This window comes from Billgrantia kenyensis (assembly GCF_013697085.1).
GTDB lineage: Bacteria > Pseudomonadota > Gammaproteobacteria > Pseudomonadales > Halomonadaceae > Halomonas > Halomonas kenyensis.
Genome location: NZ_JACEFT010000020.1, coordinates 12,502 through 24,727, shown reverse-complemented (window position 1 = coordinate 24,727; position 12,226 = coordinate 12,502). Strand labels below are relative to the sequence as shown.

12 protein-coding genes are annotated in these 12,226 nt (G+C 63.7%); 5 read left to right on the top strand and 7 right to left on the bottom strand.

The window, feature by feature from the left end; translation table 11 throughout:
* Nucleotides 1-168 precede the first annotated feature (168 nt).
* The gene (locus tag H1D44_RS14685) at nt 169-789 is read left to right on the top strand and encodes a C40 family peptidase (RefSeq protein WP_181515609.1); all 621 of its coding nucleotides are present in this window, start codon (nt 169-171) and stop codon (nt 787-789) included.
* A gap of 74 nt (nt 790-863) precedes the next feature.
* On the opposite strand, the gene H1D44_RS14680 is transcribed toward H1D44_RS14685, so the two are convergent.
* Nucleotides 864-1,751, bottom strand: coding sequence for a LysR family transcriptional regulator (locus tag H1D44_RS14680; protein WP_181515608.1), 888 nt, complete (start codon nt 1,749-1,751; stop codon nt 864-866).
* A 126-nt stretch (nt 1,752-1,877) separates the two neighbouring features.
* Between H1D44_RS14680 and H1D44_RS14675 the strand changes: the two genes are divergently transcribed.
* Nucleotides 1,878-3,080, top strand: coding sequence for an MFS transporter (locus H1D44_RS14675; RefSeq protein ID WP_181515607.1), 1,203 nt, complete (start codon nt 1,878-1,880; stop codon nt 3,078-3,080).
* On the opposite strand, the gene msrA is transcribed toward H1D44_RS14675, so the two are convergent.
* A complete protein-coding gene (msrA, locus tag H1D44_RS14670) occupies nt 3,063-3,683 on the bottom strand; it encodes a peptide-methionine (S)-S-oxide reductase MsrA (RefSeq protein WP_181515606.1) in 621 nt (206 codons plus the stop codon). The genes H1D44_RS14675 and msrA overlap by 18 nt on opposite strands.
* A 101-nt stretch (nt 3,684-3,784) precedes the next feature.
* Here msrA and H1D44_RS14665 point away from each other — a divergent pair, with 101 nt between their 5' ends.
* Complete coding sequence (locus tag H1D44_RS14665) at nt 3,785-6,004, top strand: FAD-dependent oxidoreductase (protein WP_181515605.1); 2,220 nt, start codon at nt 3,785-3,787, stop codon at nt 6,002-6,004.
* On the top strand, nt 5,997-6,623 hold the full coding sequence (locus H1D44_RS14660; protein WP_181515604.1) for a CDP-alcohol phosphatidyltransferase family protein: 627 nt from the start codon (nt 5,997-5,999) through the stop codon (nt 6,621-6,623). Before H1D44_RS14665 ends, H1D44_RS14660 begins: the two co-directional genes overlap by 8 nt.
* An 80-nt stretch (nt 6,624-6,703) precedes the next feature.
* Here the strand turns inward: H1D44_RS14660 and H1D44_RS14655 are convergent, their stop codons facing one another.
* Nucleotides 6,704-7,186 (bottom strand): FKBP-type peptidyl-prolyl cis-trans isomerase, encoded by a 483-nt coding sequence (locus H1D44_RS14655; RefSeq protein WP_181515603.1) that lies wholly within the window; start codon nt 7,184-7,186, stop codon nt 6,704-6,706.
* A 208-nt stretch (nt 7,187-7,394) separates the two neighbouring features.
* Between H1D44_RS14655 and H1D44_RS14650 the strand changes: the two genes are divergently transcribed.
* Nucleotides 7,395-7,679 carry a hypothetical protein gene (locus tag H1D44_RS14650; protein WP_181515602.1) on the top strand — a complete coding sequence of 95 codons (285 nt, stop codon included), beginning with the start codon at nt 7,395-7,397 and terminating at the stop codon, nt 7,677-7,679.
* Between the two features lie 113 nt (nt 7,680-7,792).
* Here H1D44_RS14650 and H1D44_RS14645 read toward each other — a convergent pair whose 3' ends face one another.
* From H1D44_RS14645 to H1D44_RS14630, 4 genes are all read right to left on the bottom strand, one after another.
* Entirely contained in the window at nt 7,793-8,260 is a 468-nt protein-coding gene (locus H1D44_RS14645) for an outer membrane lipoprotein (protein ID WP_181515601.1), read from the bottom strand.
* A gap of 255 nt (nt 8,261-8,515) precedes the next feature.
* A complete protein-coding gene (locus tag H1D44_RS14640; RefSeq protein WP_181515600.1) occupies nt 8,516-10,111 on the bottom strand; it encodes an isocitrate lyase in 1,596 nt (531 codons plus the stop codon).
* 392 nt (nt 10,112-10,503) lie between these two features.
* On the bottom strand, nt 10,504-10,935 hold the full coding sequence (locus H1D44_RS14635) for a GNAT family N-acetyltransferase (protein ID WP_181515599.1): 432 nt from the start codon (nt 10,933-10,935) through the stop codon (nt 10,504-10,506).
* A gap of 4 nt (nt 10,936-10,939) precedes the next feature.
* Nucleotides 10,940-12,127, bottom strand: a complete 1,188-nt coding sequence (locus H1D44_RS14630) for a cupin domain-containing protein (protein WP_181515598.1) — start codon at nt 12,125-12,127, stop codon at nt 10,940-10,942.
* Between the last annotated feature and the right edge of the window lie 99 nt (nt 12,128-12,226).

The window sequence follows — 12,226 nt, the reverse complement described above, 5'->3', positions numbered from 1 at the left end:
CTTTGGGGAGCTTGATCCATGAGTCGTGAGCCGTCGCAAGGCCGTTCTGGCAGTGGTACGGGCAGCAGTGCCAGGCACCACTCCCACAACGTTCCTCTCGGGTCTACCAGGTAGAGCATTTGCTCGACCCGGGCTTGCGCGCAGCTCAAGGAATGAGGATATCGCACGATGGTTGCCACGGTATCGAGTCGTATCGCGGTGCTAGGCGTGTCGCTGGCCCTGATCACCGGCTGTGCCGGAACGTCGACCACTTCGCAAACGCCGGAAGACTATTTTGCACTCCAGTTGCCTGGCATGCCTTCCTCCTTCAATCCCATGATGTCCCCGGTGGACAACCCCATTCTTCAGGTCAGCAGCCTGCACAACCCCCCGCCCGAGCTGGTTCGCCAGGCCCTGCTGGCACAGCACGAACGGTGGGCCGGCACGCCCTACCGCATTGGCGGCACCGGGCGCAGCGGCATCGACTGCTCCGCGCTGGTGCAGAACGTGTTCAGCGAAACCTTCCGCCTGCAGTTGCCGCGCTCCACGAGCGGGCAAGTGCAGGAGGGCACGCAGGTCTCACGCGACCAACTCCAGGTGGGTGACCTGGTCTTCTTCCGCCCCCCGGGGCGCTACGACCACGTCGGCATCTACGTTGGCGATGGCTACTTCCTGCATGCGTCCACGTCTCAGGGCGTGATGCTCTCCGAGCTCGACAACAGCTATTGGCAGCGCTACTACTGGCAGGCACGCCGGACCCTGGAGCCGACCACGCTGGCTCAGCGCGTCACCGAACCGGGCGAGGGCTGAGAAGCACCTTCGCTCTCTCTGCCTATCGCTCAGGAAGCGTCAGCGTGCTGGCGCTTCACTCTTATCAGACTTTTTTACAAGACCTCGCGGTGAGCGATAACGTACTCAACGAAGGCACTCTCCGCCCGTGACAGGTAGGCGTCCTTCGCCCAGGCCAGCGACAGGTCGAGCCAGGCCGGCTCGTCGAACGAGACTGCAGCGAGGCCGGGCTCGTCCACGACACGGCGCAGAAAGGTAGTGATGCCGAAGCCTTGACGGACGATCGCCTTGGTCAGCGGTATCAGGTTCGACTGGAACGCCACATTGGCTGTGAGTCCGGTTTGCCGCGACAGGGCATCGACGAATTCGCGGTGAAAGTAGCCGTCCTGGAACAGCACCAGAGGCTCCTGGAAGAACTCTTCGGCACTCACGCTGTTGCGCTCGGCGAACACGTGCTCGCGAGGCACGCAGACTACCATTTCCTCCCTGGTCAGATGGCGCCGCTCCATGGGCTGACTCTGCTCGTCATCGATCACCACGCCAAGATCGAGCTCTCCTGCGGCAATCATGCGCTGCAGGCGACGGGCACCGGCTTCCACTACGGTGAGTCGGATGCCGGGATGCTGAGCCTTGAAGCCCATGAGCAGCGGCGGGAAGTAGTAGGAGCCAAGCATCGAGGGGATGCCGATTCGTACCTCGCCCTTGACCAGTCCATGGAGCTCGCGCATGGCGAGATGGGTGCTCTCGGCTCGCTCGAGCAGCTCGCGGGCATGGACGTAGAGCTCACCCCCTTCTGGCGTGAGGGAGATGCGTCGTTCGTGCCGGTGGAGCAGGGTCAGCTCCAGCTGTCGCTCCAGATTGGCGATGGTCTGGCTGACGGCTGACTGCGCCACGTGGAGGTCACGGGCGGCAGCGCTGAAGCCGGCGCGGTCGGCAACCGTGACGAAGACCCGTAGGGCGCGCAGGTCGAAGGGCAGGGCCATGGAAGCTCCTGGAGTTGAAAAAAGCGAATAAGAAAAAGAGATGGAGGCGATCTTTTTATTCTGTTTGGCTTATCATACGCCATGACGGATCATGGCTGCCAAGCTTTTCCACCTAGGCAACAGTCAATGATTTCTGCACGCTCAAGCGCCTGGTGGCGCGCCACACTGGCGCTCTGCCTTGGCTCCATTCTGGTGTTCGTCAACCTCTACGCGCCGCAGCCGCTATTGCCCGATCTGCGTCAGGCCTATGGTGTCTCGACCCTGGCTGTCAGCCTGATCATGTCGGTTTCCACCCTGGCGCTGGCTGGCGCCCTGCTGGTCTTTGGTCCCTTGTCCGATGCCATCGGCCGGGGCGGTATCATGCGTGTGACCCTGCTGTTGACCGGGCTTTGCTCGCTGGGCCTGGCGTTTGCACCCAACTTCGAGACCCTGCTGGCGCTGCGCCTGGTGCAAGGCTTCGTTCTCGGTGGGCTGCCGGCGGTGGCGATTGCCTGGATGGGGGATGAATTCGATCGTCCGGCGCTGATGGCGGCCGTGGGACTCTACATCGGAGCCAATACCCTGGGAGGAATCGGCGGGCGGCTGATCGGCGGGGGCATCGGTGAGCTGGGGGGTGCCAGTGCCGGTTTTCTGGCGGTGGGCCTGGTGACACTGGCCGGTGTGGCGCTGTTCTGGAAGTTGCTTCCCCCACCGAGCCAGTTCAAGCCACGTCGTTTCGAACTGCGTGGTGCGCTTGCCGACCTGGGTGGGCATCTGCGCCACCCGCTGCTGCTGGCAGCGTATCTGCTGGGGGGCGTCAACTTTCTCATCTTCATCAACCAGTACAGCTATATCACTTTCCGTCTGGCCGAGGAGCCGTTCGGCCTCAGCGCTCGCTGGCTGGGAATGATCTTCCTGACCTACCTGGGAGGAACCTTCAGCTCGGCGCTGTCCGGTCGGCTGACGCGGCACCTCAGCCAGCCGGCCTGCATGACGCTGGGTATCCTGATCATGATGGGCGGTACCTGGGTGACTCTGAGCGACTCCCTGGCCTGGATCATCGCCGGTCTGACCATTAACGCAGTGGGCTTCTTCCTGGCCCACTCCATGGCGTCGAGCTGGGTCAGTCGTCAGGCGCAGCGCGCCCGCGGCAGTGCCTCGGCGCTCTACCTGGTGTTCTACTATCTTGGCGCCAGCGCCGGTAGCCTGTGGCTGGAGCCGTTCTGGCAGCGGGGGGGCTGGGTAGGCGTGGCGATCGGCTCCTGGCTGCTGCTGAGTGCCACCTTCGTCATCGCGCTGTGGCTGTGGCGCACAGAGCGCTCCTTCGATCGACTATCCCTGGCTCGCTAAGCCACCGGCTTCATCGCCCCAGACTTCTTCCAGGCGGCGCTCGCGTCCGCAGGCCGCCTTGTAGAAGTTGTAGCGCACCGGATTCTTGCGATAGTAATCCTGATGGTACTCCTCGGCAGGGTAGAAGACCTCGAAGGGGGCGATTTCAGTGGCGATCTCACGCCCGAAGCGCTCCGCGAGCTCGTCGCGGCTGGCTTCGGCCAGTTCGCGCTCTTCGTCACTGGCGGGGAAGATGACGCTGCGGTAGGCCTCGCCCACGTCACAAAATTGACGGTCGACGGCAAAGGGGTCGATATTGCGCCAGAAGACGTGCAGCAGGGTGACATAATCGACCGCTGAGGGGTCGTACTCCACCAGCACAACCTCGGCGTGGCCGGTGCCGCCATCCACTACCTCCCGATAGCTGGGGTTCTCGACGTGACCGCCGCTGAAGCCGGAGGTAGTCGACACGACGCCAGGCACCTGGTCGAAGGCCTCCTCCACGCACCAGAAGCAGCCGCCGCCGAACACTGCCCTGTCGGTTTCCTCGCTGGCCCCGGCCTTGCCAAGAGGGAGCGCCAGTACCACCAGCCCGATGCATAGCCAGCTCTGCCTGATCGTCATGTCTCGACCTCTCGAATCGCAGCGGCGTGTAAGGTTGGAAGCTGTCGTACGACGCAAGTTCCGTATAACCTCTGTTTAATCTCATATCTTCGGGGGTGGTCGTGACGCGTCGCCGTCTGATTCTTGCCGGGATCATTGCCGCGTTAGTGGCAGCCTATTTCGTGAGCGGCGCCGATCAGGCGCTGACACTGGCCAACCTGCAGGCGGAGCAGGCCCGGTTCCAGGCCTGGCTGGCCGAGGAGCCACTCAAGGTAGTAGGAGGCTTCTTCCTGCTCTATGTCGTCATGGCCGCGCTGTCGCTCCCCGGGGCGACGCTGCTGACGCTGTTGGGCGGAGCGCTGTTCGGCTTCTTCTGGGGCCTGGTGATCATCTCCTTCGCCAGCACCCTGGGCGCCACCCTGGCGGCGCTGATCGCTCGCACCCTGGCCCGCGCGCCGCTGGAGAAGCGCTTCGCCCCCCAGCTCGAGCGCATCAATGCCGGCATCCGTCGTGAAGGCGCCTTCTATCTCTTCACCCTGCGGCTGATACCGCTGTTTCCCTTCTTCGTCATCAACCTGGTGGTGGGGCTGACGCGCATGCGCCTGTGGACCTTCTACTGGGTCAGTCAGCTGGGCATGCTGCCGGGCACGGCGGTGTTCGTGAATGCCGGGCGCGAGCTCGGTAACCTGGAATCTCTCTCCGCCATCCTCTCGCCGGGGCTGATCGGCTCTTTTGTGCTGATCGGACTGTTTCCCTGGCTGGCTCGTGGCCTGGTGGCGGTGGCCAAGCGTCAACGTCTGGCGCGTCGCTACACTAGGCCGGCCAGCTTCGACTATGACATTGCGGTGGTCGGCGGCGGCTCGGCTGGGCTGGTAGCGAGCTACATCGCCGCGGCCGTCAAGGCCCGGGTGGCGCTGGTGGAGCGCGACCGCCTGGGCGGCGACTGCCTGAATACCGGCTGTGTGCCGTCCAAGGCGCTGATTCGTGCGGCGCGCCTCGCCGAGGAGATCCGTGGTGCCGGGCGTTACGGCATTCATGTCGCAGAGCCACGGGTCGACTTCGGCGAGGTGATGGCACACGTGCACGATGCCATACGCCAGGTCGAGCCCCACGATAGCCGTGAGCGCTATGAGGGGCTGGGCGTCGAGGTGCTGGCGGGTGAGGCCCGACTCGACGACCCATGGCACTTACGCGTTACCGGGGCCGACGGCGAGCGGGTGCTCACCACCCGGCACGTGATCATCGCCAGCGGGGCACGGCCGAAAGTGCCACCCTTGCCCGGGATCGAGAGCATCGAGGTGCTGACCTCGGACAATCTGTGGCAGCTCGAGACGTTGCCGGAGCGGCTGGTGGTGCTCGGCGGCGGCCCTGTCGGCTGCGAGCTGGGACAGAGCTTCGCGCGCCTGGGCAGTCGGGTGAGTCTGGTCGAAATGGGGCCCCAGCTGCTGCCTCGCGAGGATATCGACGCTGCCGGCCAGCTGCGCCAACGGTTCGAGGCGGAAGGGGTGGGGCTGTGGTTGGATACGCGTGCCATACGCATCGTACCGGGAGAAGGTGGCGATACAGGTCATGCGCTGGAAGTGGAACAGCGCCTGGCCTCGGGTGAGCTCAAAACGCAGCGGTTGCCTTTCGATCGGCTGCTGTTGGCTGTCGGGCGCCAGGCCAACGTATCCGGCATGGGACTGGAGGAACTGGGCATTGAAGCTCGTGAAGACGGCACCTTGTCGGTGGACGAGGCGCTGCAGAGCGTGCTGCCCAACGTCTGGGCCTGTGGCGACGTGACCGGCCCGTTCCAGTTGACCCATGCCAGCGCCCATCAGGCGTGGCATGCAACGGTGAATGCGCTGTTCGGTGAACTCAAGCGCTTTAGAGTCAGCTATCGTGCGCTACCGGCGGTGACCTACACCGAGCCGGAGGTAGCGCGGGTAGGGCTCAACGAGCGCGAAGCCAGGGCAACAGGGGTGGATTTCGAGGTGACGCGCTATGACCTCGCCGAACTGGACCGAGCCATTGCCGAAGGTCGCACCGAGGGCTTCATCAAGGTACTGACGGTGCCGGGCCGGGATCGCATTCTCGGGGCTAGCGTAGTCGGGCCTGGCGCCGGCGAGCTGTTGGCCGAGTTCACCCTGGCGATGACCCACGGAATCGGGCTCAACAAGTTGCTGGGTACGGTCCACCCCTATCCGACCTGGTCGGAGGCAACCAAGGCCACGGCGGGGGTGTGGAAGAATGCGCACAAGCCCGAGCGCTTGCTGGCGTGGCTGGCCCGTTACTTCGCCTGGCGCCGAGGGGAGCAGGCAGCCCGGAGCGCAACGGCAGAGGGGACTAGGACAGATGCTTGATCGCTGGACCATGCCTCTGACCCAGGCGCCGTTGAGGCTCATTGCCAGGCGGCTCCAGGCGTGGGGTGCCAAGCCCGACCAGGTCACGCTGGCAGCGTTCGTCATCGGCATGCTGGCCCTGCCGCTGCTGGCCATGGAGTGGTACCTGGCCGCTTTGATGGCGATCCTGATCAACCGCCTGGGCGACGGCGTGGACGGAGCCCTGGCCCGACTCAGTAGGAGAGCCAGCGATGCCGGCGGTTTCCTCGACATCGGCCTCGACTTCGTCTTCTATGCGGCGGTAGTGCTGGGGTTTGCCCTGGCCGACCCGGGCTCCAATGCGTTGGCAGCGGCCTTCCTGCTGTTCGCCTTCATCGGTACCGGCACTTCCTTTCTGGCATTCGCCATCATGGCGACCCGCTATGGCCTCGAGCGACCGCGTTTCCAGAAAAAAGCCTTCTACTACCTGCACGGTTTGACCGAAGGGACGGAGACCATCCTGGCCTTCGTGCTGTTCTGCCTGCTGCCTGGTCATTTCGCGGTGCTGGCCACACTGTTTGCCGTGGCCTGCCTGATAACCACTGCTACCCGGCTGTGGGGGGGCTACCGTACGCTGCGTGGCCTTGATATGTCATCCTGAAGCGCGCTCCGACAAACGCAAGGGGGCAGCCTTGCGCTGCCCCCTTGCGGTGGTCCGGGTCACATGGCGTCGTGCCCGATTCAGTGCTCCACGCCGCCTTCACCGTGCACGTGGCCGTGCTCGATCTCTTCCTGGCTGGCCTCACGCACGTTGGAGATCTCGACGTCGAAGTTGAGCTTCTGGCCGGCCAGCGGATGGTTGCCATCCACGGTGACGGTGTCGCCTTCGACCTTGGTGACGGTGACCATCAGCGGGCCGCCCTGGGTCTGGGCCTGGAACTGCATGCCCGGCTCGACGGCCTCTACGCCCTGGAAGGCGTCACGCGGGACTTCCTGAACCAGCTGCGGCTGTACTTCGCCGTATCCTTCCTCGGGCGCGACGCTCACGTTGAGCTTTTCGCCGACTTCACGTCCCTCGAGTTGCTTCTCCAGCCCGGGAATGATGTTGCCGGCGCCGTGGAGATAGGTCAGCGGCTGGCGGCCTTCCGAACTGTCCAGCACTTCACCTGCGTCGTTGGTCAGGGTGTAGTGAAACGCGACAACGGAATTTTGCGCAATCTGCATTGATGAACCTTTCGGTGAGTGCATGTAGAAACCATGGTAACGCGCGAGGCCAGGGCTGTCAGGGGGCATGTGTTTTTTTCAGCTTGGCTGTTGCATGGCTGAGAGTGATTCACGCCCTTTGGCGAGTTGCGCGGCAAGAGGCTCGCGGCTACTCTAGCGGGACCAAAATTTCCCTTCCCAACACGAGCCTCTTTTCTGGAGTGAGCCCATGACCGAAATCGTGATCTGGCTGATGGCCTTTGCCCTGATTCTGTTCTTCAGCCTGAAGAAGTGGGAGACGGCCGTGAGCGCCGGCCTGAACAAGGTGATTCCCCGAGTCATCAAGAGCGGTGACGAGAATCGCTGGATCTGGAGCGTGGCGCTTGCCGTGCTTGGTGCCACTACGCTGGTGCGTCCGGTCGACATCCTGCTGACCAGCATCATCCTTGGGCTGATTGGCTTGCTTGTGTGGAAACTGGTTCCCTGGGCGATGGGCCGGGCCAGCTTCCACTAAAGCGCTGTATTGAGGCGGCCACGTGGCCGCAGACAAACCACAAGGTCCCACGGCATAACCGTGGGACCTTGTGGTTGTGTCCGCTCAAATGGCCAGGGCCATCGGAATGGCAATCAGTAGGGAGCGACGGTCACATTGGCACCGCTGCCGATCATGCGCACTCGCTGCCCGGTCTGGAAGGGGCGGTCGGCCTTCTGCACGATGACGACTTCCTGGCCATCGTCACGGCGAATTTCCATTTCCCAGGCGCGTACCCGGTTGGTTGATTCCTCAATGGTGCTGCCTGCGACAGCACCGCCGATCACGCCGGCGGCCGTGGCGAGCTGACGTCCTGAGCCGCCGCCGACCTGGCTGCCCAGCAGGCCGCCGATCACGGCGCCACCGCCGGTGCCGACGACACCACCCATGCGGCTATCGGCCTGGATCTGAACCTGGCGCAGTGCGGTGATGGTCCCGAAGGTCACAGTCTGGGCGGTACCAGCCTGGGAGCCCCGATAGACATCGCCGCCCATCGTCGAGGTGTTGGCACAGCCGGCCAAGGTCAGCATGCCGATGGCCACAGCGGGAAGAAGACGCTTCATTGATACCTCCTGAGAGCACGTCGATGACACGTGCGGCCATCATCGTTGCCATGTTTAAGGAACACTGTTTGTTAATTAGCTTAACCAGTCATTGATCATTTGACCAGCACGACCTCACGAAGTGCCCCTCTGCCAGGTGGGGAAACGGGCAAACAATGTGTAAGTTGCGTGATACCCCGCTTGTCGGGACCTTCCTGGCGCACAAAAAAGGGAGGCCAAAGGCCTCCCAAGGGTTCCAGTCGTCCTACGCCATGCTCAGCCGAACTGATTCATGGTGTTGTCCTTGCCACCGGCCTTGAGTGCCGCTTCACCGTGGAAGAACTCCTTGTGGTCATCGCCGATGTTGGAGCCGGCCATGTCCTGGTGCTTGACGGTAGCGATGCCCTCGCGGATCTCGCGGCGCTGAACGCCCGCCACGTAGGCCAGCATGCCTTCGTCTCCGAAGTAGCCCTTGGCCAGGTTGTCGGTGGACAGCGCGGCGGTGTGGTAAGTCGGCAGCGTGATAAGATGGTGGAAGATACCGGCTTCACGCGCGGCATCGCGCTGGAAGTTGCGTGTCCACTCATCGGCCAGTTTCGCCAGCTCGGTGCTGTCGTACTCTTCGCTCATCAGCTTGGCGCGGTCGTAGGCGGAAACATCCTTGCCTTCCTGCTCCCAGGCATCGAACACCTGCTGGCGGAAGTTCAGCGTCCAGTTGAAGGAGGGTGAGTTGTTGTAGACCAGCTTGGCGTCCGGCACCACTTCGCGGATACGGTTGACCATGCTGGCGATCTGGCCGACGTGGGGCTTCTCGGTTTCGATCCACAGCAGGTCGGCGCCGTTCTGCAGGCTGGTGATACAGTCGAGCACCACGCGGTCTTCGCCGGTGCCCGGCTTGAACTGGTAGAGGCCGGATGCCAGGCGCTTGACCTTGACCAGCTTGCCGTTCTGCTTGATCACCACGTCGCCGTTATCGATGTCGGTGGCGCTGTCGATCACGTCACCATCGAGGAAGCTGTTGTACTGGTCACCCAGGTCGCCCGGCTCCTTGGTCACGGCAATCTTCTGGGTCAGGCCGGCACCCAGGGAGTCGGTGCGCGCAACGATCACGCCATCGTCAACGCCCAGCTCGAGGAAGGCGTAGCGCACGGCGTTGATCTTGGCCAGGAAGTCCTCGTGGGGCACGGTGACCTTGCCGTCCTGGTGGCCGCACTGCTTCTCGTCGGAAACCTGGTTTTCCAGCTGGATACAGCAGGCGCCTGCCTCGATCATCTTCTTGGCCAGCAGGTAGGTGGCCTCGGCGTTGCCGAAGCCGGCATCGATGTCGGCAATGATCGGCACCACGTGGGTCTCGTGGTTGTCGATCTTGGCGATCAGCTCTTCCGCCTTGGCGTTGTCGCCGGCCTTCTGGGCTTCTTCCAGGTCGCGGAACAGGTGGTTGAGCTCCCAGGCGTCGGCCTGGCGCAGGAAGGTGTAGAGCTCCTCGATCAGCCCCGCCACGGTGGTCTTCTCGTGCATGGACTGGTCGGGGAGCGGGCCGAATTCGCTGCGCAGGGCGGCGACCATCCAGCCGGAGAGGTAGAGGTAGCGGCGCTTGGTAGTGCCGAAGTGCTTCTTGATCGAAATCAGCTTCTGCTGACCGATGAAACCGTGCCAGCAGCCCAGGGACTGGGTGTACTGCGCGCTGTCGGCGTCGTAGGCGGCCATGTCGTCGCGCATGATCTTGGCAGTGTACTTGGCAATGTCCAGACCGGTCTTGAAGCGGTTCTGGGCGCGCATGCGGGCGGCGTTCTCGGGGCTGATGCTGGCCCACTTGCCTTGCTGGGCCTCACGCAGTTGAGCCAGTGCCTTGATGTCGTCTTTGTATGACATGGTGCCATCCTTCCGATCTGTGGGGTCGTCGGCCTCGATTGCCATGGGGGTGGCGCTCGCTGCCTCGTCGGTCGCTTGCTTGCTGCATCGGCCGGATCAACCGAACATATGCTGCAACTGCGAAGTCGTTTCAGATTCAACTAGACGCTATGAAATGTCTGTAGGGCCTTGGTCGAATCCTCGGCGGCGCTAAGGAAGTTCGGGTGAAGCAGCTTGTTGCTCGTGACCGAACGACTGTTTTAACGCTGTCATGGAACCACTATGCCGCATGACAGCTGGGGTGGACAATCAACACTTGGGGGGAAGGAGGGTTGTAACTCGACTACAAGAGTGGCATTGAGGTGCCTGATCCTGTAGTCGTATTTCGATTCTTTCAAGTGCCACTTAAAGGCTCAGTGCCGGAGAGAAAGGCGCATGTTGCGATGCGGAATTCCAGCGTCAAGAAACTCCGGGCCAAAGGCGCTGAAGCCGAGACGCTGATAGAAGTCCAGGGCATGTGTCTGGGCGGCAAGCTCGACATGGGGATGTCCCTGGCGCTGCGCCGCTGCAATGGCCGCCTGCATCAGCGCCTTGCCAATGCCCAGGCCGCGCGCCTCCTGCAGCACGGCGACGCGACCGATGTGGCCGTCGGGCAGCAGCCGGGCCGTGCCCAGCGGCTTGCCCCGACTCAGCGCCAGGAAGTGGCGGCATGGCTCGTCGCGACCGTCCCACTCCTCCTCGAGCGGTACACGCTGCTCCTCGATGAAGACCACGCGGCGAATCTCGCCGGACTGCGCACCAAGTTCGGCCCAGCTGCCTTCGCGAATATCGAACGGCGTCGTCATGGCGCTACTCCTCTTCGCTGTCCCACGCCTCGCCTCCCCACTGCAGGCTGCCGGCGTCAACCAGTGCCACCAGCAGCTCCGCCGCGCCGTCGATCTCGAGTGCCGCCGCATCGATGGTCGGCTCGGATGCCAGCCAGCGCGCCAGTGCGGGCGGGCAGGGGTGGCCGTCCCCATCGGCGAACAGAGTGGCCATACTCTCGCCAGCCTGGCGCCAGGCGAAGCGTGAGCCGGGGCTGCGAAGTAGTTCCTCGCCTTCTTGTAGTAGAGCGACAAGCTCGTCGACGTCGGTAGGGGACTCAGTGGGCACGAGTTGGTCGACGTACTTGGGCTGGGTCATGGCACGGCCGAACCACTGGGCGAGCTGGGTCGGGCTGTCGAGGGTTTCCAGAATCAGCTGGCGCACCCGCTCGAGGGAGGCGTCGTCGAGTTCTGCGGGGTCGGTGGGTGGGGTCATTCCGGCATCGGAGTAGCGCAGGGAGGCTGGCAGCTGTTCACCGAGGTAATCGGCGAACGAGGTGATCGCCTCATCCGCCGATGGCGCCCGGAAGCCCACCGAGTAGGTCATGCAGTCGTTGGACTGGCTGACGCCGTGATGTGCCCAGCCCGGCGGCAGGTAGAGCATGTCGCCGGGCTCGAGCACCCAGTCATCGTCCGGGGTAACTTGGAAACGCTCGAGAATGCGCAGGTCGATGCCGGGAATGATCGGGGCATCGTCGGGCACCTTGCCGCCGAGCTGCCAGCGCCGTCGGCCCAGGCCCTGGATCAGGAAGACGTCGTACTGGTCGACGTGGGGCCCCACGCTGCCGCCTGGCGGAGCGTAGCTGATCATGATGTCATCGAGCCGCCAGCGGGGCAGGAAGTCGAAGTGCTCGAGCAGCTCGGCCACTTCGGGCACATAGTGATCCACCGCCTGTACCAGCAGGGTCCAGTCGCGCTCGGGCAGCTCGCCGAACACGGTCTCGTCGAAGGGGCCGTGGCTGACCTGCCAGGGGCCGTCGGGGCCGTCCTCTTCCACCAGCCGGGCCTCGACGCCCTCCTCGCAAGCGAGCCCGGCCAGTTCGTCGGGGTCCAGGGGGCTTTCGAAGTCGGCAAAAGCGCCGCGGATCAGCAGCGGCTTGCGCTGCCAGTAGTCGCGCAGGAACTCGGTGGCGGTGAGGCCGCCCAGCAGGCGGAGGTGGGCGTCGCTTGGCATGGTGTCTCGCTATCCGGCAGATGGCACGAAGAGCCGCAGGGCGCCATGGCGGCCCTGCGAGCTGAAGGAGTAATGGTAGCGTATTGCAGCCAGTTTTCG